A 22148-nucleotide genomic window follows, 5' to 3' on the forward strand; every position below is an offset into this window, starting at 1 on the left:
AAGAAGAGATTATAAAGCAACTTTAAAAGCCCCCAGAATATTAACTTTGAAGTTAAGGTTCTAAGGGGCTATAAAAATTTGAGATTCACAAATTATCTAGCTAGGTTAATTGTGGTTAAATAACTATTAAAAAATCCCGGATATCACTTGGGCAACCCACCAACCAGCTTGGTGGCCAGTTGCATAAAGGATTATGCCATCAATTAATATAGAGCATAAGGGCATCAATATGAGGAATAAAATTATAGTTTTTTTTGATTTAAATTCAGCCATTATATCCTTCTCTCTATAAATATGGACAATGCCATACACCGTGTGGACTTTTTTTTACACATCCAGAAGCACCTATTCCATAAGAAGTTCCATCGTCATTGATAAAGGCTTTTTCTACATTACTTTTAGCCCGCTTCATAGCTTCAGATGCCCACCAACCTGCACTATGACCTGTAGTAGTAATAATAGCACCGTCAACTATATAACCTACTACAATTCCACCAACAAATACTAAGATTCCAGTAGCAGAATAAGTACTTATATCATTATAAAGCTTTTCTCTTTGAAAAATGTAAGTTTCATCAGCATCTGTATTCGTATTTAAAGATAAAGATGTTTCTTGTAAATTAATAGTATTTACTTCTGAATCTGCATACGTAATAGCACTAAAAAATGGTAAAATAAAAGTAAATACAAGAGCGATCGTAAAAAGTTTTTTTACATATAGCTTTCATATTGAATTCTCCTCTCCATTAACTTAATAAGTGCTTTAACATCTGATTTTAAAACATTTTATTTGCCTCATAACTTTTATCTTATTAATATTACTATCTCTCTATAATTATAATATTATAAAAACGTTTTTTTGTCAAGTTAATACTTTGAATATTTAGAAAATATATAGACTTTAGTTTTAATGTAACTTTATATGTGATTTCTATTGTCTATAAAGTAATAATCAAAATAAAAAAATTTAAAAAGCCCTTGATTTAATCTTGTTTTTGTTGTATTATATATAAGTGCTGTGAAGTGAGATGTTGCTTATGCTTTAAGGCCAAGGACATAAGGAAACTTTCACCAAGCGAGCTTAGGAATGATCCTGAGCGGTTTCCAAATAATATCAAACACCCGGACGGGTGGAAAGAAAGAGAGAGGGAAAATGGCTGAACAAAAGATTAGAATTAGACTAAGAGCATATGATCATGAAATAATTGATAGCTCAGCAGAAAAAATCGTAGAAGCGGTAAAAAGATCAGGAGCACAAGTAAGTGGACCAATCCCATTGCCAACAGAGAAAGAAATAATAACAATTCTTCGTGCGGTTCACAAAGACAAAGACTCAAGAGAACAGTTTGAACAAAGAACACACAAAAGATTAATCGACATCATTGGACCAAATGCAAAGACTTTAGATTCTTTAAAGAAATTAAATCTACCAGCTGGTGTTGATATAGAGATAAAACTGTAATTAGAATGATTGAAGATTTTCCAAAATATTTTGGATCAATCCGCTGTAATTAAGGAGGTACTCAAATGAAGAGTATATTTACAACAAAAATAGGCATGACTCAAGTCATCAACGAAGATGGCATAGTGACACCTGTAACTGTACTTAAGGCTGATGATAATGTAGTAGTACAAGTGAAATCAGAAGATGTTGATGGTTACAATGCTATCCAAGTTGGATATTTAGACAAAAAAGAAAAAAATGTTAAAAAACCTATTAAAGGACACTTTGACAAAGCAGAAGTTTCTTACAAGAGATTCTTAAAGGAAATAAGACTTGATGAAAAATCAGAACTTAATCCTGGGGAAACAATATCAGTAGATATCTTTAAAGAAGGTGAACTGGTTGATATTACAGCCACTTCAAAAGGTAAAGGAACTCAAGGTGCCATAAAAAGATGGAACTATGGAAGAGGACCAGCAAGCCACGGTTCTAAATCACACAGAGTAGCAGGTGCAAGAGCTGCAGGTTCTGACCCAGCTAGAGTGTTCAAAGGTAGAAAAGGCTCTGGAAAGATGGGTAATGAACGTGTGACAGTTCAAAACCTAAAAATTGTTAAGGTTAATACAGAAGACAGCTACATCCTAGTTAAAGGCGCTGTTCCAGGACCAAAAGGTGGACTTGTTCAAGTTAAACAAGCTACAAAGAGCCTATAATAAGGAGGAATAAATGCCTAAAGTAGAAGTTTTAAATATTAAGGGAGAAAATATTGGTGAAATCGAGTTAAACGAAACTCTTTTCGCAGCAGAAATCGCTGAAAATGCTGTTTATGACACAGTTAAAAACCAACTAGTTAATAAAAGACAAGGCACACAATCCGCTAAGACTCGTGCAGAAGTAAGAGGTGGTGGAAGAAAGCCATTTAGACAAAAGGGAACAGGTAGAGCTAGACAAGGATCTATAAGAGCTCCTCATTATACAGGCGGTGGAATTGTATTTGCACCAAAGCCAAGAGACTATAGCTACAAAATTCCTAAGAAAATGAGAAGAAAAGCTCTTTACTCAGTTTTAACTTCAAAAGTTAATGAAAATGAATTGGTTGTTTTAGATGACTTAAAACTTGATTCATACAAAACTAAGGAAGCAAAAACAATCTTAAATAACATAGATGCAAATAGTAAAGCCTATGTTGTTATAGCAGAAAATGATGACAAAATTTATAAATCATTTAGAAATATTGAAGGTGTTGATGTAGAAAAAGCAAACCTAATCAATGTATATGATTTATTAAGACATGATAAACTTGTAATTACAAAAGATGCAATTGCAAAACTTGAGGAGGTATTTAAATAATGAAGTCACCTTACTATATAGTAAAAAGACCAATAATTACTGAAAAAAGTATGGAATTACTTGAAGATAATAAATACACTTTTGAAGTAGACAAAAATGCTAACAAAGCAGAAATCAAAGAAGCTATTGAATCTATCTTTGACGGAGTAAAAGTAGAAAAAGTGAGAACTTTAAACTTTACTGGTAAAAAAGTTAGAACTAGATATGGTTATGGTAAAAAAGCAGATTGGAAGAAAGCTTATGTTACTTTAACTGAAGATTCTGCAGCAATTGAATACTTCGACGGAATGTAGGGAGGATTTAAATGCCTATAAGAAAACTTAAACCAACTTCAAACGGACACAGAAATATGTCTGTTTTGACATTTGATGAGATTACAAAAAAACAACCAGAAAAATCTTTACTTACCGATTTAAAGAAAAAAGGTGGCAGAAACAATACTGGTAGAATTACAGTTCGCCATAGAGGTGGTGGAGCTAAGAGAAAATATAGAATTATTGATTTCAAAAGAAATAAAGATAATATACCAGCAACAGTAAAAGCAATAGAATATGATCCAAATAGATCAGCAAATATTGCCCTACTATCATATGCTGATGGAGAAAAAAGATATATTCTTGCTCCAAGAAATCTTAAAGTAGGAGATGTTGTAGAAAGTGGATCTGAAGCTGATATCAAGCCAGGTAATGCACTTGAGCTTAAAGATATCCCAGTAGGTACAATGATTCATAATATCGAACTTAAGGCTGGAAGAGGAGCAATCCTAGTAAGAAGTGCGGGAGTTTCTGCTCAACTTATGGCTAAAGAAGGAAGATTTGCAACAGTTAAATTACCAAGTGGTGAAACAAGACTAATCCACAACAATTGTAAAGCTACAATCGGAATGGTTGGAAACATAGAACACGAACTTGTAAGAGTAGGTAAGGCTGGTAAGACTAGATATATGGGTCAAAGACCACATGTAAGAGGATCAGCAATGAACCCAGTAGACCATCCACACGGAGGTGGTGAAGGTAGAACACCAGTAGGTAGACCAGCACCATCTACACCATGGGGTAAACCAGCACTTGGTCTTAAAACAAGAAAAAAGAAAAACAAATCTTCTAAATACATTGTAAGAAGAAGAAACGAAAAATAGGGGGATTTAATGGCAAGATCTTTAAAAAAGGGACCTTTTGTCGATGAACATTTAATGAAAAAAGTAGAAGCTTTAAATGAAAAAAATGACAAAAAGGTTATAAAAACTTGGTCAAGACGTTCAACAATATTTCCAGAATTTGTAGAACATACTATAGCAGTTCACGATGGTAGAAAACACGTGCCAATCTATATAACAGAAGACATGGTAGGCCACAAACTTGGAGAATTTGTTCCAACAAGAACATTCAGAGGCCATGCTAAAAAAGCAACTGAATTAAAATCAAGATTAAGTTAGGAGAGTATAAATGGAAGTTAAAGCAACAGCTAAATATGTAAGAATATCTCCTCTTAAAGTTAATTATATATGCAGAGAAATTAGAGGTAAACAAGTAGATGAAGCACTTACAATTCTTAGATTTACTAACAAAAAAGGTGCTAAACTACTTTCAGATGTGCTAAAAAGTGCAATAGCAAACGCTGAGAATAATAATGGATTATCAAGAGATAACTTATTTGTAAAAAAAGCCTTCGCTAATGATGCTCCAACTATGAAAAGATGGAGACCTAAAGCTAAGGGTGCAGCTTATCCAATCCTTAAGAGATCATCTCATATAGGTGTAGTTCTTACAGAATTAGAAACAGAGGAGGCATAATATGGGTCAAAAAGTAAATCCAAAAGGCTTTAGAGTTGGAGTTATAAAAGAATGGGACTCAAAGTGGTTTGCAGAAAAAAAAGACTTTTCTGATCTTTTAGTTGAAGATCATAAAATAAGAAAATTAATCAAAAAAGAAGTTTATGATGCAGGAATTTCTGATATTGAAATTGAAAGAGCAGTAAACAACATCAAAATATCTATCTACACAGGAAAACCAGGAATGGTTATAGGAAAAGGTGGCTCTGGAGTAGAAGAACTTAAAAACAAAGTTGAGAAAATAGCTACAGGCAAAAGAGTAATCATCAATGTAGAAGAAATTAAAAACCAAGATGTTGATGCACAATTAGTTGCAGAAAACATTGCAGCACAACTTGAGAACCGTATAACATTCAGACGTGCAATGAAACAAGCAGTTCAAAGAACAATGAGAGCTGGAGCTGTAGGTATAAAAACTCAAGTATCTGGAAGACTTGGTGGAGCTGATATGGCTAGAAGCGAAGGATACAACGAAGGTAAAGTTCCTCTTCAAACACTAAGAGCAGATGTTGACTACGGTTTTGCAGAAGCAGATACACAATACGGTAAAATAGGATGTAAAGTTTGGATTAATAGAGGAGAAATTCTTCCAGGAGAAAAAGCTCCAAGACAACCAAAGATAAAACAACCAAAACAAAACAACAGAAAAAACAGAAGAAGACGTCCTAATAATAGAAATAACGATAGATAAGATTATTATCTCAAGGAGGAAACAAGATTATGTTAATGCCTAAAAGAGTTAAATATCGTAGACAACATAGGGGAAGAATGAAAGGTAAAGCCCAAAAGGGTAATACACTTGCTTATGGTGAATACGGATTACAAGCAATAGGTAGTACATGGCTTACAGCAAATCAAATTGAGGCTGCAAGACGTGCTATGACAAGATATATAAAAAGAGGCGGAAATATTTGGATTAAAGTATTTCCAGACAAGCCAGTTTCAAAGAAGCCAGCCGAAGTAAGAATGGGTTCTGGTAAGGGTGCTCCTGAATATTGGGTAGCGGTAGTTAAACCAGGTAGAATTTTGTTTGAAATGAGTGGTGTTAATGAAGAAGTTGCAAGAGAAGCTATGAGACTTGCTGCACAAAAGCTACCAATCAAGACAAAATTTGTTAAAAGGCTTGAAGTCAAAGAAGTGGAGGAAGCTTAATGAAAGCAGTAGAAATCAGAAAATTAAGTGATAGCGAATTAAATAAAAAACTTTTCGATTTACAATCTGAATTATTTAATCTTCGTTTCCAATTGGCTACAGGTCAACTTGAAAACCCAGCTGCTATTGGAAATGTTAAAAGAGATATAGCTAGAGTAAAAACAATCCAAACAGAGAGAAAGCTCAATATAAATAAGGAGGCTTAACTTGATGGAAAGAAATAGTAGAAGATCCGTTCAAGGAGTAGTTGTATCAGATAGTATGGATAAGACAATAACTGTAAAAGTTGAAACAAAAATCCAACATCCTGTATACAAAAAAAGACTAAGTGTAAGTAAGAAATATAAAGCTCACGATGAGAACAATGAAGCTAAAGTAGGCGATACTGTAACCATAATGGAAACTAGACCATTATCTAAGACAAAAAGATGGAGACTAGTTAAAATTAACGAAACTGCAGTTCGTGCTTAATTAGGTAAAGGAGATTATTATGATACAACAAGAATCTCGTATGAGAGTAGCAGATAACTCCGGAGCAAGAGAACTTTTAGTTATCAAAGTTCTTGGTGGAGCCGGAAGAAGATACGCAAACATTGGGGACGTAGTTACTTGTTCAGTTAAAAGTGCAACACCCGGTGGAGCGGTAAAAAAAGGTGAAGTTGTTAAAGCGGTTATAGTTAGAACATCAAGAGGTGTTAAAAGAAGTGACGGATCATCAATCAAATTTGATGATAATGCGGCAGTAATCGTAAAAGACGATAAAACACCTGTAGGAACTCGTATATTCGGGCCAGTAACAAGAGAACTTCGTCATGAAGGTTTCATGAGAATTATCTCACTTGCACCGGAAGTATTATAGGAGGATTACATGCATATTAAAAAAGGCGATAAAGTCCAAGTAATATCAGGTGAATATAAAGGACATGTAGGAGAAGTACTTAAAGCTTTCCCTAAAGAAAATAAAGTAATAGTTGAAGGTGCAAACATCATAGTTAAACACCAAAAGGCAAGACAAATGGGAGAAGAAAGTGGAAGAATTGAAAAAGAAGGAAAAATCTATGCTTCTAAAGTTCTTCTTTACTCAGAAAGTCTTAAAAAAGGTGTTAGAACATCAACTGAAATAATCGATGGCAAAAAAGTTAGAGTTTGCAAAAAAACTGACGAGAAATTCGATTAGGTCCAAAAGGAGTAATTATGACAAGTAGATTAAAAGAAAAATATAAATCAGAAGTTGTTAAAGAACTTGTGGATCAATTCGGTTATAAAAATTTAATGCAAGTTCCAAAACTTGAAAAAATTGTTATAAATATAGGACTTGGGGAAGCTAAGGATAATAAAAACTTATTAACAAAAGCTAAAAACGAACTTGCACTTATCACAGGTCAACAACCAATTGAAATAAAAGCAAAAAAATCTGTATCTAACTTCAAACTAAGAGAAGGACAAGCAATAGGCACAAAAGTAACTCTTAGAGGAGAAAGAATGTATGATTTTATGGATAAGTTAATTTCAATTTCCCTACCTAGAGTTAGAGACTTCAGAGGAATAAATCCTAATTCATTTGATGGAAGAGGAAACTATTCGTTAGGAATTAAGGAACAATTAATATTCCCAGAAATCAAATACGATGATGTAGATTTCTTACATGGTATGGATATCACATTTGTAACAACAGCTGAAACTGATGAAGAAGCTAAAGCATTCTTAACACTAATGGGAATGCCTTACAAGAAATAAAGGAGCAAAAAATGGCAAAAAAGTCAATGATTGCGAAACAAAAAAGAAAACCAAAATATAGTACAAGAGCATACACAAGATGTAAGCTTTGCGGAAGACCACATGGTGTACTAAGAAAATACGGTTTATGTCGTATATGCTTTAGGGAGCTCGCAAACAAAGGGGAAATTCCTGGAGTAAGAAAAGCAAGCTGGTAAGTTAGGAGGAAATTAATTATGATGACAGATCCAATTGCGGATATGCTAACTAGAATAAGAAATGGTAACAAGGCTAATCATTTATCTGTAAGCTTACCATCTTCTAATGAGAAACGTGCTATTGCTCAAATCCTTTTAGATGAAGGTTATATTAAAGGCTTTGATGTAGAAGAAGACAATAAGCAAGGTGTTCTTACAATAGATTTAAAATATACAGAAGAAGGCGAAAAAGTTATAACAGGACTTAGAAGAATATCCAAACCAGGATTAAGAGTTTATGTTAAAGCAAATGAAGTGCCTAAAGTATTAGATGGACTTGGAATTGCAATAATATCAACATCAAAAGGACTATTAACAGATAAAGACGCTCGCCAAGCTAATGTTGGTGGAGAAGTTATTTGTTACGTATGGTAAGGAGGAATAAATGTCAAGAATAGGTAAAAAACCAATTGAAATCCCTTCTGGAGTAACTATTGATGTTAAAGACAATTTGGTTACAGTAAAAGGACCAAAAGGCGAAGATTCTCAATTAGTATCTAAAAGACTAAAAATTGAGCAAAAAGATAATGAATTAAATATAATTGCCTCTGAAAATCCTACAAAACTTGAAAATCAAGAACATGGTCTTTATAGATCATTAGTTCACAATATGGTAGTAGGTGTAACAGAAGGCTATTCAAAAACACTTCAAATTGAAGGTACAGGATATAGAGCTCAAAAGCAAGGAAATACACTTGTAATGAACCTAGGATTCTCTCACCAAGTTAAGATGGAAGATCCTGAAGGTATTGAAGTAGAAGTTCCTAACGATAGAACTATTATTGTAAAGGGAACAAATAAACAACTAGTTGGACAACATGCAGCAAATATCAGAAATTGGAGAAAACCTGAACCATATAAGGGTAAAGGAATCCGTTATGAGGGCGAACATGTTAGAAGAAAAGTTGGTAAGACAGGTAAGTAGGGGGCAATAAATGGCTAAAAGAACAAAAGAGCAAAAATTAAAAACTCGTAAGTTTAGAGTAAGAAATAAAGTCAGTGGAACTGCTCAAAAACCAAGACTTAGTGTCTACAAATCAAATACTAATATATATGCACAACTAATAGATGATGTAAATGGTGTTACACTAGCAAGTGCAAACACTCTTCAAAGTGAAGTAAAAGAAGGCTTAGAAAACTGTGCAAATATTGATGCTGCCACAAAAGTTGGTGAGCAAATTGCAAAAAATGCACTTGATAAAGGAATTGAAGAGGTTGTTTTTGACAGAAACGGATATCTTTATCATGGAAAAGTAAAAGCCCTAGCTGAAGCAGCAAGAGAAAATGGTCTTAAGTTTTAACGAGGGAGGATTTAGATGTATTTATTAAAACAAGATGTAGACAAACTAAACCTCGAAGATAGAGTAGTTAGTATAAATAGAGTTGCTAAAACTGTAAAAGGTGGACGTAACATGAGATTTGCTGCCCTAGTGGTAGTAGGAGATCAAAATGGACATGTAGGTATAGGAACTGGAAAAGCAACAGAGGTTCCAGAAGCTATTAGAAAAGCAACAGAAGATGGTAAAAAACACATGATTTCTGTTCCTATAGTAAATACTACAGTTCCACACAGAATCTTAGCAAAAAAAGGTGCTGGTCAAGTACTTCTTATGCCAGCATCAGAAGGTACTGGAATCATAGCTGGAGGACCAGTTCGTGCTATTTGTGAACTTGCAGGTTATAAAGATATCAGAGCTAAAAACCTAGGTTCATCAAACCCACAAAACATAATCAATGCTTGTATAAAAGCATTCCAATCTATGAAAACAGTAGAAGAGGTTGCAAGATTACGTGGTAAATCGATAGAAGAATTCGATTATTAAGGAGTATTCTATGGCAAAAGTTGAAATCAAATTAAAAAAATCCTTCATAGGTAGAAAAGATGATCAAATCGCTACAGCTAAAGCCTTAGGTCTTAGAAAGATTGGACAATCTGTAGTAAGAGAAGATAATCCTGCCTTAAGAGGAATGATAAATAAAATTCCATTTATGTTGGAAGTAAAAGAATTAAGCTAGGAGGTGTAGAATGAAACTTCACGATTTAAAACCTAACCAAAAGCTAAAAACAAAAAATAGAAAAGGTAGAGGTCCAGGAAGTGGAAATGGTACAAGAGCAGGTCGTGGTCAAGACGGACAAAACTCAAGAAGTGGTGGAGGAGTTAGACCAGGATTTGAAGGTGGACAAATGCCACTATTTAGACGTCTTCCAAAAAGAGGATTTAAAAACTTCAACAGAAAACAATATGAAGTAATAAATGTTGAAGAATTAGAAATCTTTGAAGATGGAACAGAAGTTACACCTGAACTTTTATTTGAAAACAAAATCTTAAATAAAAACAAAGCTAAAGCTGGAATCAAAATTCTAGGCGATGGTGAATTAACAAAGAAATTAACAGTTAAAGCTCACAAATTTACAAAGCAAGCAGAAGAAAAAATCACAGCCCAAGGGGGAAAGGCTGAGGTGATCTAATGTTAGATACGCTAAAGAGAGCTTGGAGTGAAGAAGAAATTAGAAAAAAATTCTACTTCACTCTAGTGATGTTAGTTATCTATAGGCTAGGTAACAACATCCCGATTCCATTTATAGACGCCCAAAAGTTGGCTGATGCCTATAAAGGAATGGAAGGAACACTCGTTGATTATTTAAATATGTTAACAGGTGGTGGACTTTCAACCCTATCAATATTTGCACTTGGTGTACAACCCTACATTACAGCATCAATCGTAATGCAATTATTAACAGTAGTAATACCAAGGTTTGAAGAGCTAACTAAAGAAGGCGAAGCAGGTAGAAAGGCTATACAAAGATATACAAGATATATGACAATATTTCTTGCAATATTCCAAGCTATAGCCATAACAAACGGATTATATGGAGCTGCACTATCATCTGCAACAACATTCCAAAAATTTGTTATGAATGTGGTGCTTATCGGTGGAACAATGCTTGTTACATGGATGGGTGAGACCATAACAGAAAAAGGTATAGGTAATGGTGTATCAATTATAATCTTTATGGGTATAATCGCTAACGTACCAAAAACATTAAGTACATGGAAGACAGGACTTCACTACAATACAACTTCCATCTTATCAATAATAATAATGGCAATTGTAGTAATCTTTATAGTATTATTCACCGTTAAGATTACAGAAGGTGAGAGGAAAATTCCAATACAATATGCAAAAAGAGTAGTTGGAAGAAAGATGTATGGTGGACAATCAACCCATATACCAGTTAAGGTAAACATGAGTGGAGTAATGCCAATCATATTTGCTTCAGCAGTTCTTGCAATACCATCAACAATTTCATTATTTATGGGAAATGCAGGCGGAGGAGCTTTAAATAAATTCTTTAGCCAATCAACATTTGGATTCGTATTATATCTTATAATACAAGCAGTACTTATATTAGTATTTGCTTACTTTTATAACATGATACAATTTAATACAGTTGAGTATGCTAAGCAACTACAACAAAATGGTGGATTTATACCAGGAATAAGACCTGGAAAACCAACAAGTGACTATTTAGCCAAAGTTGCAAATAAAATCACATTTATTGGTGCTATTTCATTAGCCTTACTAACAATAGTACCAGCAATATCATCAAGATTTTTAGGACTAAACTTATCATTTGGTGGAAGTTCAGTAATAATAGTTGTTGGTGTAATACTTGAAACAGTAAAACAAATAGAAGCTATGCTTACTATGAAAAACTACAAAGGATTTTTAAATAGGTAATATAATGAATATCATATTGTTAGGACCACCGGGAGCAGGTAAGGGAACACAAGCAGAAAAGTTAATAAAAGAATTGGATGCAGTTCAAATATCTACCGGGGATATATTTAGAACAAATATAAAAAACAACACTCCTTTAGGCCAAAAAGCTGTTGGCTTCATGAACAAAGGACAACTAGTTCCAGACGAATTAACAATAGATTTGGTTTGGGATGCCCTTGATAAGGTAGAAGATGGCAAAACAATTCTACTTGATGGTTTCCCTAGAAATATTACTCAAGCCGAAGCACTTGATGAAGGAATGCAAAAAAGAGATAATAAGATTGATAAGGTAATAAATATAGAAGTACCAGAAGATGTAATTATTGAAAGAATATCTGGAAGAAGAGTAAATATATCAACTGGAAAAGTTTATCATATAAAATACAATCCTCCAAAAGTTGAAGGAATTGATGATGAAACAGGAGAAAAACTTATCCAAAGAGAAGACGATAGACCAGAAGCAGTTAAAGAAAGACTTGATGTTTACAACAAACACACATCAGTTTTGATTGATTACTATAATGATAAAGGTATATTAGTTACTATTGACGGTACAAAAACTCCTGATGAAGTTTTTGAGCAAATTAAAAAAAGTTTAGGAAAATAATTTTCGAGATATGACAAATATACTGAATTTTTCAATAAATTACAAAATCGAAAACGAGATGAAGATAGAGTCTTTACCTAAAGATATCTAGATCATGTCTTGTTGTTAAAAGCGAATCAATCAGACATTAATAGATAAACATTAAAGAAAGGAAGATTTTATCGATGTCAAAAAAAGATGCTATAGAAGTAACAGGAGTAGTTAAAGAAGCTCTACCAAATGCAATATTTAAAGTAGAACTTGAAAATGGTCACCAAATACAAGCACATATTTCAGGTAAACTTAGAATGAACTACATTAGGATATTACCAGGAGATACAGTAACAGTAGAACTATCCCCATATGATCTTACTCAAGGTAGAATTACTTGGAGAAAGAAGTAGTCACGGCAGTGTTAAAGATTTTTGAAAAAAATCTTTAATTTTCGAGACGAACAAAGTGAGTCCGAAAAACTAAGCGAGCAAAGCGAGAGGATTCGGCAGTGTTAAAGATTTTTGAAAAAAATCTTTAATTTTCGAGACGAACGAAGTGAGTCCGAAAAACTAAGCGAGCAAATAAGCTGTTTAGTCAAAGTTAGATTATTTTATTCAAGTTAGTATAAAGAAAGAGAGAACGATAATGAAAGTTAGAGCATCAGTAAAAAAAATGTGTGATAAATGCAAAATTATCAAAAGAAATGGTAAAGTAATGGTAATTTGCGAAAATCCAAAACATAAACAAAGACAAGGTTAAGGAGGTTTTAGATGCCAAGAATAGCTGGTATAGACTTACCTAGAGAAAAAAGAGCAGAAATTGGATTAACCTATATTTATGGTATAGGAAAATCTTCAGCACAAGAAATATTAGAAAAAACAGGAATCGACCCTGATACAAAAATGAAAGATCTTACAGAAGGCGAATTAGGTAAAATTCGTGAGGCACTTGATGATTACACAATCGAAGGTGACCTTAGACGTGAAGTGTCAATGAATATTAGAAACCTTAGAGAAATCAACTGTTATAGGGGAATGAGACACAAAAAAGGTCTACCTGTAAGAGGTCAAAATACAAAAAACAACGCTAGAACTAGAAAAGGAAGACATTAGGAGGAGATATGGCAGCAAAGACTAGAAAATCTTCTGCTAAAAGAGGTAGAAGAAGAGTTAAAAAGAATGTCGAAAGAGGACAAGCTCATATCAATTCAACATTCAATAACACAATGGTAACTTTGACAGATGCTCAAGGTAACGCACTTTCATGGGCTAGTGCTGGACAATTAGGATTTAGAGGATCAAGAAAATCTACTCCTTTCGCAGCACAAGAGGCAGCACAAGAGGCAGCTAAAAAAGCTATGGAATACGGTCTTAAAACAGTAGAGGTTTTTGTTAAAGGACCAGGCTCTGGAAGAGAATCTGCAATCAGAAGCTTGCAAGCAGCAGGACTTGAAGTAACAATGATAAAAGATGTAACACCAATTCCACACAATGGTTGTAGACCACCTAAGAGAAGAAGAGTTTAGTAAGGAGAGATTATGGCAGTAAGCAGAGATCCAATATTTAAAAGATGTAGAAGCTTAGGAATAAGCCCAGCATACTTAGGTTATTCAGGAGAATCTAAAAGAACAAACTCTAATCAAAGAAGAAAACTTAGTGAATATGGTATGCAACAAAGGGAAAAACAAAAAGCTAAATTCATTTATGGAGTAAGTGAAAAACAATTTAGAGGCTATTATGAAAAAGCTCTTAAATTAGAAGGACAAGCAGGTGAAAACCTAATTATTCTTTGTGAAAGAAGACTTGATAATATAGCATTTAGATCAGGACTTGCTCGCACAAGAAGAGAAGCAAGACAAATAGTAACTCATGGACACCTTTTAGTAAATGGTAAGAATGTAGATATTCCTTCAATACTTGTAAATGAAGGTGATGTAATTGAAGTTAAAGAAAAATCAAGATCATCACAACTATTCAAGGCTGTAAAAGAAGCTAACGCTTCATTTGGAGTGGTATCTTGGTTAGATAGCGACCTTGAAAATCTTAAGGTTAAGGTAGAACACTTCCCTGCAAGAGAAGACATTGATATACCTGTAGAAGAGCGTATGATTGTTGAGTTCTATTCTAAATAGAATTAGATAAATTGTTAGAACTAAGGAGATACAATGATAGAGAAATTAGATACAAAGATTGAAATTTTAGATATAGATGAAGAAACTAACTACGGTAAGTTTGTTCTATATCCACTCGAAAGAGGCTATGGTACAACCATAGGAAACAGTATGAGAAGGATGCTTTTATCATCCTTACCTGGTTCTAGCGTCTCAAAGATTCTTATAGACGGGGTACTACATGAATTCTCAACAATTCCAGGAGTTGTTGAAGATGTGCCTGAATTAATATTAAATATCAAAGGTATCGATATAAAGAAATATACAAAAGAAGATATAACACTTTTTTTAGATATTGAAGGTCCAAAGATTGTTACAGCAAAAGATATAAAAACTGACAATCAAGTTGAAATCGCTAATCCAGACCACTATCTTGCTACAGTAAATGAAAAGGGAAGATTATTCATAGCTCTTGATGTTACTGATGGTAAGGGTTATAGGGTAGCAGAAGAAAACAAAAAAGATACAGACCCAATAGGGGCCATAGCCATAGATTCATCATTTACACCAGTAAAGAGTGTAAATTTCACAGTAGAAAATACAAGAGTAGGTGAATCAACAGACTATGATAAATTAATACTTGAAGTTTGGACCGATGGAACAATCACTCCTCAAGAATCACTTAGTGTTGGAGCAACAATTCTTATGGATGATATTAGATTTTTCAAAGAATTACCAGGTCAACAATTCCCACCTGAAGAAGAAGAGGTTGAAGTTGAAGATGAAATAATCGAAGAAGACAATCAATCTGAACAAAAGGCTAAAACAATTGAGGAATTAGACCTATCACTAAGATCATTTAACTGCCTAAAGAGAGCAGGCTTTACAAATGTGGGTGATATTATAGAAAAAAGTGAATCTGAACTTAAAGAAATCAAAAACTTTGGTAAAAAATCATTTGATGAAGTAAAAGATAAGATTGAAAGTTTAGGTCTTAGCTTAAAAGAAGATTAGGAGGAAATGATGGCTAATAAAAGAAAGCTTGGTAGAAGGACAGATCATAGAACAGCCTTACTTAGAAATCAAGTAACTTCTTTGTTAGATAATGGTAGAATAATCACTACACTAACAAGAGCGAAAGAAACACAAAAAATGGCTGATCGTATGATTACATTAGGTAAGAAGAATACACTTCACACAAGAAGACAAGCAGCAAGTTATATATATAAACCATCTACAGTTCAAAAATTATTCAATGAAATAGCACCTGGATATGAGGACAGAAATGGTGGATATACTAGAGTACTAAAATTAGGACCAAGAAGAGGCGATGGTTCTGAAAGAGCTATTATAGAACTAGTATAATAAACTTACTCTATAGCATCTTATGAAAATAAGGTGCTTTTTTTAATTGAAAAATTTAAAATATATAAACAAGTGGTATAATACTATCTATTATTTATGAATATATATTTACTTATAGTTTTATATATACTAAATATTGCTAATTAAAGATTTATAGGCAGAATTTTAAATTAATTTTGTGAAGAAATATAATAAAATCACTTATAAATTGAAAATATATCCTATAAATGATAACATAAAAGTAGAATATGTTATAAAGAGGTAGAAATGGGTAAGGAAAAAATCGAAAATTTTAGTAGAATTAACTTTTATGCCTTAAACTCAATGGATGATTGGGTGAGAATTCTTGATAAATACGGAAGACTTATTTTTGTAAATGAAAAGATGAGAAGAGATATTCACCTTGATAGGTCACTCATTGAGTTAAATGTAGAAAGTGAAAACTTAGAAGAACAAGCTGATATTTTTAAAAATAATACAATAGAAGAAGAAAAGTTGATAGCAGGCAAGTATTATTCAAAAAAGTCATCACCTTTATATTTTGACAAAGAATTTGTAGGAACTATCGAAGTTTATAGAGATATTACCAGTGAGTCTAAAATGAAAGTTGAGCTTTTTAATGCCAACAGAAAGATGCTAGATGATATCAGATTTGTAAGAAAAATTCAATCAAGTATTCTTCCTAAAAACAAGCAATATGGGAAAATAAAACTTGAAGGAAGATACATTCCTTCAAATGATGTTTCAGGTGATTTATTTGATATAATAAAAATTGATGAAAATAGGTTCGCTTTCTATATTGCAGATGTAATGGGACATGGAGTTAAGGCATCAATTATGACCATGTTTGTAAAATTATCTATAATAGGAATACTTGAAAGTCATAAAAACTATTCACCAGGTCAAGTTTTAAAGAAATTGAGGTCTGAATTTGTAAAGCTTGATATGAACTCATCCCAGTATTTTACAGTTTGGGTTGGTATATTCAATACTAAATATAATACCCTTACCTATTCAAATGCAGGACTAAACTGCCCACCTCTCCATTACCAAGAAAATAAGAACTATGTAAACAAACTTCTTGTATCAGGAAGAATGATATCAAATATAATAGAGCAAAATATCTATCAGGAAGTCACAGTTAAACTACATCCAAATGACAAGATTTTATTTTATACAGACGGAGTAACAGAAGCAAAAGATGCAAATAAAGAAGAATTTGGGGTATATAGATTAGAAGAAAGCATAAAAAAGCTAAAGAAATTAGATGAGCTTTTAGACGAGCTAGATAAATACTATTGGGGTGAGCAAGAAGACGACATAAGTCTTTGCTTGTTAGAATATAAGGAGAATTAGATGAAAATCAATGATTATATTGACCATACACTTCTAAAGGCAGATGCAAGAGTAGAGCAAATAGAAAAACTTGTAAAAGAAGCTAAGAAATATAAGTTTAAATCAGTTTGTGTAAACTCATCCTTTGTAAAATATATAAGGAATATGGATAAAGATATAAGAATAACATCTGTAGTAGGTTTTCCACTTGGAGCAATGTCAACTAAAGCCAAAGCCTTTGAGGCAAAGTGTGCCATAGAAGACGGAGCAGATGAGATAGATATGGTTATAAATGTAGGAAGGTTAAAAGATAAGGACTACGATTATATTTTAAATGATATAAAAGAAGTTAGGAAAGCTTCAAAAGATAAGATTTTAAAAGTAATAATTGAAACATGCCTTTTAAATGATGAAGAAAAAGTAAAGATATGTGAACTTTCTAAAGAAGCAAAAGCTGATTTTGTAAAAACTTCTACTGGATTTTCAACAGCTGGTGCTAAAAAGGAAGATGTTGCCTTAATGAGAAAAACTGTAGGAGATGATTTAGGAGTTAAGGCAAGTGGTGGAATTCACACATATGCTGAAGCAATAGAAATGATTGAGGCTGGTGCAAATAGACTAGGCTCTTCTGCATCTGTTGCTATAGTTAAAGGAGAAGAAAATGCCTGATGTTATGATGCAAGCCTTTGAGTGGGATACACCAGCTGATGGTAACTTTTATAAAAATTTAAAGAAAAATGCAAAAAAGCTTAAAGAATCTGGTATAGATGCTCTTTGGATTCCACCTATGTGTAAGGGTGGTGGAGACCAAGACGTAGGTTATGGTATATATGATTTATGGGATTTGGGAGAATTTGATCAAAAGGGAAGTATAAGAACAAAGTATGGTACAAAAAAAGAACTTCTAGATGCAATAGATGAACTCCATAAAAATGATATAAGAGTCTATGCAGATGTAGTATTAAACCATAAAGGAAATGCTGACTTTGAAGAAGAATTCATGGCAAGAATGGTAGATCAAAATAATAGAGAAAAAGACGTATCTGGAGATATAAAAATAAAGGCTTGGACAGGTTTTGACTTTCCTGGAAGAGCCGGCAAATACTCAGATTTTGTTTGGCACTATTATCACTTTTCAGGTGTAGACTATGATTCAAATACAGGTACCAAGGCCATATATAGGATATTAGGTGATGGGAAGTATTGGGATGAAGGTGTAAGTCATGAGAAGGGAAATTTTGACTATCTTATGAATGCTGATATAGACCATAACCATCCAGAAGTAAGGGAAGAAATATTCAAGTGGATTGATTGGTTTATGGAAGAAACCAAGGTAGATGGTTTTAGGTATGATGCATTAAAACACATATCAGAAAACTTTATCTATGATCTTTCCAAACATATAATGGATAAAAAAGGAAATGATTTTTATCTTTTTGGAGAATATTGGCAATATGATGAAAAGAAAATAGATGGTTATCTTGATGATACTGATTGGAAGATAGACTTATTTGATGTACCACTTCACTTTCATATGGAAGAGGCAAGCAAATCCAACGGAAACTATGATATGAGAAATATTTTTAATAACACAATAGTTGAAAGGCATCCACTCCAAGCAGTGACTTTTGTTGATAATCACGACTCTCAACCAGGTCAATCTTTAGACTCATGGGTAGAGGATTGGTTTAAAGAAATTGCTTATTCACTTATATTATTTAGAAAAGACGGCTATCCTTGTATCTTTGCAGGCGATTATTATGGTCTAAAAGGTCAGGTTAAAAAAGAGCCACTTAAAGATATGATAGATAATATGTTAAGCGTAAGAATAAAATATTCATTTGGAGAACAAGATGACTATTTTGATAATCCACAAGTAGTTGGATGGGTAAGAAGGACCGATAAGGATACTTCCTCCCTAGCAGTAATTATATCTATAGGGGATATGGCAGAAAAACAAATGTTTGTTGGAGAAGAAGAAGCTGGAAAAAATTATGTAGATTTATCTGGAAAAAACAAAAATAAAGTAATCATAGATGAAAATGGAAATGGAATGTTTAATGTTGGACCGGGCTCAGTAGCATATTGGGTAAGTGAAGAAAGTATAGAAAAATAATGAAATATTATGCAGTTAAAAAGGGCAGAAATCCCGGGATATATACATCCTGGGATTTGTGTTTAAAAGAGGTAAAAGGATATAAGGGAGCTATATACAAATCCTTCAAGAAAAAAGAAGAGGCAGAAGACTTCCTTTTAGACAAAGAAATAGAAGTAAAGGCAGACAAGAATTCAGTAATAGCATATATAGATGGTTCCTATTCCAAAAATGATAAGAAATATGGGACAGGTATAGTCTACATTACTGATGATAAGATAGAAGAGATATATGAAGCCTTTGATGATAAATTTCACATTCATAGAAATGTGGCAGGAGAGGTTAAGGCGAGCGTTGGAGCTATAAATAAGGCAATAGAAGAAGGTAAAAAAACAATCTATATTCACTTTGACTATCAAGGAATAGAATCATGGGCAAAAGGATCTTGGAAGAGAAATAACGAACTAACCCAAAGATACTATAACTTTTTCCAAAACGCTAAAAAGATGATAGATATTCATTTTATAAAAGTAAAGGCTCACTCAAACGACAAATACAACGACTTGGCAGATTTCTTGGCTAAAAAATCACTAGGGATAAAAATATGAGGGAATTTGAAAAAATGCTAAAAGGCGAAATATACGATGCAAACTATGATAAAGAAATCTTAAAACTAAGACTTAAAGCGAAAGACATATGTTTTGAATATAATAATACTATGCCAAGTGATGAGAAGAAAAAACTTGAAATTATTGATAAATTACAAATAAAGCATGGAAAAAACATAGAAATAGTAAGTCCTTTTTATTGTGACTATGGATTTAATATAGAAGTTGGAGAAAATTTTTACGCAAACCACAAGCTTATAATACTAGATGGGGCGAAAGTAAAAATAGGAAAAAACGTCTTTATAGCCCCAAATGTAACCATATCCACAGCAGGACACCCAATCGACTATAAAAGAAGAAATAATGGCCTAGAATATGCAAAATCAGTCGAAATAGGGGACAATGTATGGATAGGAGCAGGTGTTATAATAAATCCTGGAGTAAAAATAGGAGATAATACTGTAATAGGATCAGGATCAGTCGTAACAAAAGATATAGGAGACAACACAGTTGCCTTTGGTAATCCTTGTAGAGAGATTAGAAAAATAAGTGAAGATAATAGAAAATAAACCCAGTTTCCAGGGTTTATTTTTTTATCAATCAACAAATATGGAAAGTAAATTTGACATAAATTATTAAAATTATTATAATATATGTAAAGCTAACTTTACATAAGTGGGGTGGTTAAATGAAAAATAGACTTGAAGAAGTAAGAAAGGAAAAGGGTATAACGCAAGAAGAGCTTGCAAGAGCACTAGAAGTATCAAGACAAACTGTAGGTTCTTTGGAAAATGGAAGATACAATCCATCAATAATACTGGCCTTTAAAATTGCAAGCTATTTTAATCTAAAAATTGAAGAAATTTTTATCTATGAGGAGAAAGATTATGAAAAATAATAAAATTTGGTATTTAGGATGTTTAATAGGAATCTTAAGCCTTTTAGTAGTATTTTTATTAGATTTAAATAAAACATTAGAAATAATATTAACCCAAGTATTTGCTATAAGCTTTACTGTTAGTTATGTAAAAATAATTCATAATAAAATGTTAAAGGAAGATTTAGATTATAGAATAAGTATAAATGATGAAAGAAATGAGAAAATAAGAGATAAGGTAAATGCAACAATGTCAGCAATATTAATGGTGTTAATGGGAATAATCGCAATAATCTCAATGTCAATAAAGGCATACTTACCAGCAATATTTTTAGGAATATCAGTCTTTATATCTCCCTTAATCATGATTTTCATTTCAAGATATTATGAGAGTAGATATTGATATAAATAAATTTGTAAAATCATATATAAAAATCGAGGAGAAATAATTGTTAGATAATAATGGATTTAACTTGTGGGCTGAAAATTATAATGAAAGTGTTACTTTATCAGATGATAATAAGGAATATCCTTTTGCAGCTTATAAAAAAATTTTAAATGAGATTTATAATAGAGTATTAAAAACAAATGGAAAAAAAGTTTTAGATATTGGCTTTGGTACAGGAAATTTAGCAAGTCATTTATATGAAAAAGGATATAAAATCTATGGGCAAGATTTCTCTGAAAAGATGATTAAGACTGCTCAAGAAAAAATGCCAAATGCAAGGCTATATAAAGGCGATTTTACTAAAGGACTAGTAGAAGATTTGAGAAAGCAAAGATATGATGTAATTATTGCAACATATTCACTTCACCATTTGAAAGATTCACAAAAGATTTCGTTTATAAAATCTTTACTTTTACTATTAAATGAAGGTGGAAAAATATTTATTGGAGATGTAGCTTTTGAGAGAAGAAAAGATTTAGAATCTTGTAAATTAAAAGCTGGAAAATACCGGGATGATGAAGAAATATATTTTGTATATGAAGAAATTAAAGAATATTTGCCAAATTTAGTTTTTGAAAAGTATTCTTTTTGTTCAGCTTTACTAAGCATATCAAATAAGAGATGATGTTTTAATTTGAAATTTGGCTGATATAAGCCAACTAAACTAATAAATACCTAGATTTGATTAGAAGAATATGCTAGAATTTGAATGTGTAGGAAAACTTATGAAATTATATAAAAAAATAGTTAGCAAATAATTTAAAAGCACTGGAGAGGTGCTTTTTTTATAAAATTAGAAAACTATAGGGATAAATTTTAATGCAATAAGATAAAGAAATCGCTTTATTTTACATGATTTTAGTCAAGTCCATAATATTTGTGCAAAAATTACTAGTAAAATATTTACTATTTCATTCTAATATACAATTTAGAAGATGTTATCCAATCCTCATTAATATCAATGAGGATTGCTCCTATTAGTCTAATAGCCGATTCTTGATTTGGAAATATTCCAATCACTTTTTCACGTCTTCTAACTTTTTCGTCTAGTCTTTCTAAGCAATTAGTTGATTTAAGTCTACAATGTAATTGGGTCATTTGATACCTCCTAGTTTAGTTTTGGCTTGTTAAAAACATTGTACTAGGTTAGGTTTCAAATGACCTTTTTCTTTTTACACAATTATACGGGCTCT

Annotated in this window: 40 protein-coding genes and 1 pseudogene; 38 read left to right on the plus strand and 3 right to left on the minus strand. The window is 32.4% G+C overall.

All coding sequences use genetic code 11. The annotated features are described in order from the left end of the window. Positions 1-126 precede the first annotated feature (126 nt). Both SOR60_RS05450 and SOR60_RS05455 read right to left on the minus strand, forming a co-directional pair. Positions 127-273 carry a hypothetical protein gene (locus SOR60_RS05450; RefSeq protein ID WP_320595437.1) on the minus strand — a complete coding sequence of 49 codons (147 nt, stop codon included), beginning with the start codon at positions 271-273 and terminating at the stop codon, positions 127-129. 13 nt (positions 274-286) lie between these two features. Next, entirely contained in the window at positions 287-412 is a 126-nt protein-coding gene (locus SOR60_RS05455; RefSeq protein WP_320595438.1) for a hypothetical protein, read from the minus strand. A gap of 741 nt (positions 413-1153) precedes the next feature. Between SOR60_RS05455 and rpsJ the strand changes: the two genes are divergently transcribed. The 38 genes from rpsJ (at position 1154) to SOR60_RS05645 (ending at position 21580) form a co-directional block, all read left to right on the plus strand. Next, complete coding sequence (gene rpsJ, locus SOR60_RS05460) at positions 1154-1462, plus strand: 30S ribosomal protein S10 (protein WP_320595439.1); 309 nt, start codon at positions 1154-1156, stop codon at positions 1460-1462. Positions 1463-1527: 65 nt separating this feature from the next. Then, a complete protein-coding gene (gene rplC / locus SOR60_RS05465) occupies positions 1528-2157 on the plus strand; it encodes a 50S ribosomal protein L3 (protein WP_320595440.1) in 630 nt (209 codons plus the stop codon). A 13-nt stretch (positions 2158-2170) separates the two neighbouring features. Continuing rightward, the gene (gene rplD / locus SOR60_RS05470) at positions 2171-2794 is read left to right on the plus strand and encodes a 50S ribosomal protein L4 (RefSeq protein WP_320595441.1); all 624 of its coding nucleotides are present in this window, start codon (positions 2171-2173) and stop codon (positions 2792-2794) included. After that, positions 2794-3087: a 50S ribosomal protein L23 gene (rplW, locus tag SOR60_RS05475; protein WP_154540651.1), complete on the plus strand. Its 294-nt coding sequence runs from the start codon at positions 2794-2796 to the stop codon at positions 3085-3087. The genes rplD and rplW overlap by 1 nt, the downstream gene beginning before the upstream one ends. A gap of 11 nt (positions 3088-3098) precedes the next feature. After that, on the plus strand, positions 3099-3932 hold the full coding sequence (gene rplB, locus SOR60_RS05480) for a 50S ribosomal protein L2 (protein WP_154540653.1): 834 nt from the start codon (positions 3099-3101) through the stop codon (positions 3930-3932). A gap of 9 nt (positions 3933-3941) precedes the next feature. Next, positions 3942-4229 (plus strand): 30S ribosomal protein S19, encoded by a 288-nt coding sequence (gene rpsS, locus SOR60_RS05485; protein ID WP_154540655.1) that lies wholly within the window; start codon positions 3942-3944, stop codon positions 4227-4229. 10 nt (positions 4230-4239) lie between these two features. Beyond that, positions 4240-4587: a 50S ribosomal protein L22 gene (gene rplV / locus SOR60_RS05490; protein ID WP_154540657.1), complete on the plus strand. Its 348-nt coding sequence runs from the start codon at positions 4240-4242 to the stop codon at positions 4585-4587. A gap of 1 nt (position 4588) precedes the next feature. Next, positions 4589-5317: a 30S ribosomal protein S3 gene (gene rpsC, locus SOR60_RS05495; protein WP_320595442.1), complete on the plus strand. Its 729-nt coding sequence runs from the start codon at positions 4589-4591 to the stop codon at positions 5315-5317. 29 nt (positions 5318-5346) lie between these two features. Beyond that, complete coding sequence (gene rplP, locus SOR60_RS05500; RefSeq protein WP_154540661.1) at positions 5347-5778, plus strand: 50S ribosomal protein L16; 432 nt, start codon at positions 5347-5349, stop codon at positions 5776-5778. Beyond that, positions 5778-5984: a 50S ribosomal protein L29 gene (gene rpmC, locus SOR60_RS05505; RefSeq protein WP_154540663.1), complete on the plus strand. Its 207-nt coding sequence runs from the start codon at positions 5778-5780 to the stop codon at positions 5982-5984. Before rplP ends, rpmC begins: the two co-directional genes overlap by 1 nt. A 4-nt stretch (positions 5985-5988) precedes the next feature. Continuing rightward, complete coding sequence (rpsQ, locus tag SOR60_RS05510; protein ID WP_154540665.1) at positions 5989-6249, plus strand: 30S ribosomal protein S17; 261 nt, start codon at positions 5989-5991, stop codon at positions 6247-6249. Between the two features lie 19 nt (positions 6250-6268). Next, positions 6269-6637, plus strand: coding sequence for a 50S ribosomal protein L14 (rplN, locus tag SOR60_RS05515; RefSeq protein ID WP_320595443.1), 369 nt, complete (start codon positions 6269-6271; stop codon positions 6635-6637). A 9-nt stretch (positions 6638-6646) separates the two neighbouring features. Next, on the plus strand, positions 6647-6955 hold the full coding sequence (gene rplX / locus SOR60_RS05520; RefSeq protein ID WP_154540669.1) for a 50S ribosomal protein L24: 309 nt from the start codon (positions 6647-6649) through the stop codon (positions 6953-6955). Positions 6956-6972: 17 nt separating this feature from the next. Continuing rightward, a complete protein-coding gene (rplE, locus tag SOR60_RS05525) occupies positions 6973-7515 on the plus strand; it encodes a 50S ribosomal protein L5 (protein ID WP_154540671.1) in 543 nt (180 codons plus the stop codon). A gap of 11 nt (positions 7516-7526) precedes the next feature. After that, positions 7527-7712, plus strand: coding sequence for a type Z 30S ribosomal protein S14 (locus SOR60_RS05530; protein ID WP_154540673.1), 186 nt, complete (start codon positions 7527-7529; stop codon positions 7710-7712). 18 nt (positions 7713-7730) lie between these two features. After that, positions 7731-8126 (plus strand): 30S ribosomal protein S8, encoded by a 396-nt coding sequence (gene rpsH, locus SOR60_RS05535; RefSeq protein WP_154540675.1) that lies wholly within the window; start codon positions 7731-7733, stop codon positions 8124-8126. 10 nt (positions 8127-8136) lie between these two features. Continuing rightward, complete coding sequence (rplF, locus tag SOR60_RS05540; protein WP_320595444.1) at positions 8137-8676, plus strand: 50S ribosomal protein L6; 540 nt, start codon at positions 8137-8139, stop codon at positions 8674-8676. 10 nt (positions 8677-8686) lie between these two features. Then, positions 8687-9052: a 50S ribosomal protein L18 gene (gene rplR, locus SOR60_RS05545; RefSeq protein ID WP_154540679.1), complete on the plus strand. Its 366-nt coding sequence runs from the start codon at positions 8687-8689 to the stop codon at positions 9050-9052. A gap of 15 nt (positions 9053-9067) precedes the next feature. Continuing rightward, positions 9068-9574, plus strand: a complete 507-nt coding sequence (gene rpsE, locus SOR60_RS05550) for a 30S ribosomal protein S5 (protein ID WP_154540681.1) — start codon at positions 9068-9070, stop codon at positions 9572-9574. 10 nt (positions 9575-9584) lie between these two features. After that, a complete protein-coding gene (rpmD, locus tag SOR60_RS05555; RefSeq protein ID WP_154540683.1) occupies positions 9585-9767 on the plus strand; it encodes a 50S ribosomal protein L30 in 183 nt (60 codons plus the stop codon). Between the two features lie 10 nt (positions 9768-9777). Beyond that, a complete protein-coding gene (rplO, locus tag SOR60_RS05560; protein WP_154540685.1) occupies positions 9778-10221 on the plus strand; it encodes a 50S ribosomal protein L15 in 444 nt (147 codons plus the stop codon). Further along, positions 10221-11495, plus strand: coding sequence for a preprotein translocase subunit SecY (gene secY, locus SOR60_RS05565; RefSeq protein ID WP_154540687.1), 1275 nt, complete (start codon positions 10221-10223; stop codon positions 11493-11495). The genes rplO and secY overlap by 1 nt, the downstream gene beginning before the upstream one ends. Positions 11496-11499: 4 nt before the next feature. Then, a complete protein-coding gene (locus SOR60_RS05570; protein WP_320595445.1) occupies positions 11500-12144 on the plus strand; it encodes an adenylate kinase in 645 nt (214 codons plus the stop codon). A 164-nt stretch (positions 12145-12308) separates the two neighbouring features. Next, positions 12309-12527, plus strand: coding sequence for a translation initiation factor IF-1 (infA, locus tag SOR60_RS05575; RefSeq protein WP_154540691.1), 219 nt, complete (start codon positions 12309-12311; stop codon positions 12525-12527). Positions 12528-12762: 235 nt separating this feature from the next. Next, the gene (gene rpmJ, locus SOR60_RS05580) at positions 12763-12876 is read left to right on the plus strand and encodes a 50S ribosomal protein L36 (protein WP_004818043.1); all 114 of its coding nucleotides are present in this window, start codon (positions 12763-12765) and stop codon (positions 12874-12876) included. Positions 12877-12887: 11 nt separating this feature from the next. Next, a complete protein-coding gene (rpsM, locus tag SOR60_RS05585) occupies positions 12888-13229 on the plus strand; it encodes a 30S ribosomal protein S13 (RefSeq protein WP_154540693.1) in 342 nt (113 codons plus the stop codon). Between the two features lie 8 nt (positions 13230-13237). Further along, entirely contained in the window at positions 13238-13642 is a 405-nt protein-coding gene (gene rpsK / locus SOR60_RS05590; RefSeq protein ID WP_154540695.1) for a 30S ribosomal protein S11, read from the plus strand. A 12-nt stretch (positions 13643-13654) separates the two neighbouring features. Then, positions 13655-14248 carry a 30S ribosomal protein S4 gene (gene rpsD, locus SOR60_RS05595; RefSeq protein ID WP_154540697.1) on the plus strand — a complete coding sequence of 198 codons (594 nt, stop codon included), beginning with the start codon at positions 13655-13657 and terminating at the stop codon, positions 14246-14248. 33 nt (positions 14249-14281) lie between these two features. Further along, positions 14282-15241, plus strand: a complete 960-nt coding sequence (locus SOR60_RS05600; RefSeq protein ID WP_154540699.1) for a DNA-directed RNA polymerase subunit alpha — start codon at positions 14282-14284, stop codon at positions 15239-15241. Positions 15242-15250: 9 nt separating this feature from the next. Then, complete coding sequence (rplQ, locus tag SOR60_RS05605; protein WP_154540701.1) at positions 15251-15592, plus strand: 50S ribosomal protein L17; 342 nt, start codon at positions 15251-15253, stop codon at positions 15590-15592. 267 nt (positions 15593-15859) lie between these two features. Then, positions 15860-16948, plus strand: coding sequence for a SpoIIE family protein phosphatase (locus tag SOR60_RS05610; protein WP_320595446.1), 1089 nt, complete (start codon positions 15860-15862; stop codon positions 16946-16948). Continuing rightward, positions 16949-17596 carry a deoxyribose-phosphate aldolase gene (gene deoC / locus SOR60_RS05615; protein ID WP_154540705.1) on the plus strand — a complete coding sequence of 216 codons (648 nt, stop codon included), beginning with the start codon at positions 16949-16951 and terminating at the stop codon, positions 17594-17596. Continuing rightward, complete coding sequence (locus SOR60_RS05620; RefSeq protein WP_320595447.1) at positions 17589-19043, plus strand: alpha-amylase; 1455 nt, start codon at positions 17589-17591, stop codon at positions 19041-19043. The genes deoC and SOR60_RS05620 overlap by 8 nt, the downstream gene beginning before the upstream one ends. Beyond that, positions 19043-19630 (plus strand): ribonuclease H1 domain-containing protein, encoded by a 588-nt coding sequence (locus SOR60_RS05625; RefSeq protein WP_176269869.1) that lies wholly within the window; start codon positions 19043-19045, stop codon positions 19628-19630. The genes SOR60_RS05620 and SOR60_RS05625 overlap by 1 nt, the downstream gene beginning before the upstream one ends. Next, a complete protein-coding gene (locus SOR60_RS05630; RefSeq protein WP_320595448.1) occupies positions 19627-20199 on the plus strand; it encodes a sugar O-acetyltransferase in 573 nt (190 codons plus the stop codon). Before SOR60_RS05625 ends, SOR60_RS05630 begins: the two co-directional genes overlap by 4 nt. A gap of 119 nt (positions 20200-20318) precedes the next feature. Then, positions 20319-20528 carry a helix-turn-helix transcriptional regulator gene (locus SOR60_RS05635; RefSeq protein WP_154540713.1) on the plus strand — a complete coding sequence of 70 codons (210 nt, stop codon included), beginning with the start codon at positions 20319-20321 and terminating at the stop codon, positions 20526-20528. Then, positions 20518-20910: a DUF2178 domain-containing protein gene (locus tag SOR60_RS05640; RefSeq protein WP_154540715.1), complete on the plus strand. Its 393-nt coding sequence runs from the start codon at positions 20518-20520 to the stop codon at positions 20908-20910. The genes SOR60_RS05635 and SOR60_RS05640 overlap by 11 nt, the downstream gene beginning before the upstream one ends. A gap of 46 nt (positions 20911-20956) precedes the next feature. Beyond that, positions 20957-21580 (plus strand): class I SAM-dependent methyltransferase, encoded by a 624-nt coding sequence (locus SOR60_RS05645; RefSeq protein WP_320595449.1) that lies wholly within the window; start codon positions 20957-20959, stop codon positions 21578-21580. Positions 21581-21861: 281 nt separating this feature from the next. Here SOR60_RS05645 and SOR60_RS05650 read toward each other — a convergent pair. After that, a pseudogene (locus SOR60_RS05650) lies at positions 21862-22041 on the minus strand (transposase); the annotation flags it as partial. Positions 22042-22148: the final 107 nt, after the last annotated feature.

Origin of the sequence: Anaerococcus porci, assembly GCF_034090325.1 — a bacterium.
In the GTDB taxonomy this organism is placed as follows: Bacteria; Bacillota; Clostridia; order Tissierellales; family Peptoniphilaceae; genus Anaerococcus; species Anaerococcus porci.

Bases quoted from the DNA above. Each gene is read 5' to 3' on its own strand.
- rplW (WP_154540651.1), top strand. From the start codon at position 2,794: ATGAAGTCACCTTACTATATAGTAAAAAGACCAATAATTACTGAAAAA.
- rplP (WP_154540661.1), top strand. From the start codon at position 5,347: ATGTTAATGCCTAAAAGAGTTAAATATCGTAGACAACATAGGGGAAGA.
- secY (WP_154540687.1), top strand. From the start codon at position 10,221: ATGTTAGATACGCTAAAGAGAGCTTGGAGTGAAGAAGAAATTAGAAAA.
- deoC (WP_154540705.1), top strand. From the start codon at position 16,949: ATGAAAATCAATGATTATATTGACCATACACTTCTAAAGGCAGATGCA.
- SOR60_RS05625 (WP_176269869.1), top strand. From the start codon at position 19,043: ATGAAATATTATGCAGTTAAAAAGGGCAGAAATCCCGGGATATATACA.
- SOR60_RS05455 (WP_320595438.1), bottom strand. From the start codon at position 412: ATGAAGCGGGCTAAAAGTAATGTAGAAAAAGCCTTTATCAATGACGAT.
- SOR60_RS05635 (WP_154540713.1), top strand. From the start codon at position 20,319: ATGAAAAATAGACTTGAAGAAGTAAGAAAGGAAAAGGGTATAACGCAA.
- rplV (WP_154540657.1), top strand. From the start codon at position 4,240: ATGGAAGTTAAAGCAACAGCTAAATATGTAAGAATATCTCCTCTTAAA.
- rpsE (WP_154540681.1), top strand. From the start codon at position 9,068: ATGTATTTATTAAAACAAGATGTAGACAAACTAAACCTCGAAGATAGA.
- rplF (WP_320595444.1), top strand. From the start codon at position 8,137: ATGTCAAGAATAGGTAAAAAACCAATTGAAATCCCTTCTGGAGTAACT.
- rpsD (WP_154540697.1), top strand. From the start codon at position 13,655: ATGGCAGTAAGCAGAGATCCAATATTTAAAAGATGTAGAAGCTTAGGA.
- rpmC (WP_154540663.1), top strand. From the start codon at position 5,778: ATGAAAGCAGTAGAAATCAGAAAATTAAGTGATAGCGAATTAAATAAA.
- rpsC (WP_320595442.1), top strand. From the start codon at position 4,589: ATGGGTCAAAAAGTAAATCCAAAAGGCTTTAGAGTTGGAGTTATAAAA.
- rplO (WP_154540685.1), top strand. From the start codon at position 9,778: ATGAAACTTCACGATTTAAAACCTAACCAAAAGCTAAAAACAAAAAAT.
- rpsQ (WP_154540665.1), top strand. From the start codon at position 5,989: ATGGAAAGAAATAGTAGAAGATCCGTTCAAGGAGTAGTTGTATCAGAT.
- SOR60_RS05570 (WP_320595445.1), top strand. From the start codon at position 11,500: ATGAATATCATATTGTTAGGACCACCGGGAGCAGGTAAGGGAACACAA.
- rpmD (WP_154540683.1), top strand. From the start codon at position 9,585: ATGGCAAAAGTTGAAATCAAATTAAAAAAATCCTTCATAGGTAGAAAA.
- SOR60_RS05610 (WP_320595446.1), top strand. From the start codon at position 15,860: ATGGGTAAGGAAAAAATCGAAAATTTTAGTAGAATTAACTTTTATGCC.
- SOR60_RS05450 (WP_320595437.1), bottom strand. From the start codon at position 273: ATGGCTGAATTTAAATCAAAAAAAACTATAATTTTATTCCTCATATTG.
- rplQ (WP_154540701.1), top strand. From the start codon at position 15,251: ATGGCTAATAAAAGAAAGCTTGGTAGAAGGACAGATCATAGAACAGCC.
- rpsH (WP_154540675.1), top strand. From the start codon at position 7,731: ATGATGACAGATCCAATTGCGGATATGCTAACTAGAATAAGAAATGGT.
- SOR60_RS05640 (WP_154540715.1), top strand. From the start codon at position 20,518: ATGAAAAATAATAAAATTTGGTATTTAGGATGTTTAATAGGAATCTTA.
- rpsS (WP_154540655.1), top strand. From the start codon at position 3,942: ATGGCAAGATCTTTAAAAAAGGGACCTTTTGTCGATGAACATTTAATG.
- rplE (WP_154540671.1), top strand. From the start codon at position 6,973: ATGACAAGTAGATTAAAAGAAAAATATAAATCAGAAGTTGTTAAAGAA.
- rpsK (WP_154540695.1), top strand. From the start codon at position 13,238: ATGGCAGCAAAGACTAGAAAATCTTCTGCTAAAAGAGGTAGAAGAAGA.
- rplR (WP_154540679.1), top strand. From the start codon at position 8,687: ATGGCTAAAAGAACAAAAGAGCAAAAATTAAAAACTCGTAAGTTTAGA.
- SOR60_RS05530 (WP_154540673.1), top strand. From the start codon at position 7,527: ATGGCAAAAAAGTCAATGATTGCGAAACAAAAAAGAAAACCAAAATAT.
- SOR60_RS05620 (WP_320595447.1), top strand. From the start codon at position 17,589: ATGCCTGATGTTATGATGCAAGCCTTTGAGTGGGATACACCAGCTGAT.
- rplN (WP_320595443.1), top strand. From the start codon at position 6,269: ATGATACAACAAGAATCTCGTATGAGAGTAGCAGATAACTCCGGAGCA.
- rpmJ (WP_004818043.1), top strand. From the start codon at position 12,763: ATGAAAGTTAGAGCATCAGTAAAAAAAATGTGTGATAAATGCAAAATT.
- SOR60_RS05630 (WP_320595448.1), top strand. From the start codon at position 19,627: ATGAGGGAATTTGAAAAAATGCTAAAAGGCGAAATATACGATGCAAAC.
- rplD (WP_320595441.1), top strand. From the start codon at position 2,171: ATGCCTAAAGTAGAAGTTTTAAATATTAAGGGAGAAAATATTGGTGAA.
- rplX (WP_154540669.1), top strand. From the start codon at position 6,647: ATGCATATTAAAAAAGGCGATAAAGTCCAAGTAATATCAGGTGAATAT.
- infA (WP_154540691.1), top strand. From the start codon at position 12,309: ATGTCAAAAAAAGATGCTATAGAAGTAACAGGAGTAGTTAAAGAAGCT.
- rpsM (WP_154540693.1), top strand. From the start codon at position 12,888: ATGCCAAGAATAGCTGGTATAGACTTACCTAGAGAAAAAAGAGCAGAA.
- rplB (WP_154540653.1), top strand. From the start codon at position 3,099: ATGCCTATAAGAAAACTTAAACCAACTTCAAACGGACACAGAAATATG.
- SOR60_RS05600 (WP_154540699.1), top strand. From the start codon at position 14,282: ATGATAGAGAAATTAGATACAAAGATTGAAATTTTAGATATAGATGAA.
- rplC (WP_320595440.1), top strand. From the start codon at position 1,528: ATGAAGAGTATATTTACAACAAAAATAGGCATGACTCAAGTCATCAAC.
- rpsJ (WP_320595439.1), top strand. From the start codon at position 1,154: ATGGCTGAACAAAAGATTAGAATTAGACTAAGAGCATATGATCATGAA.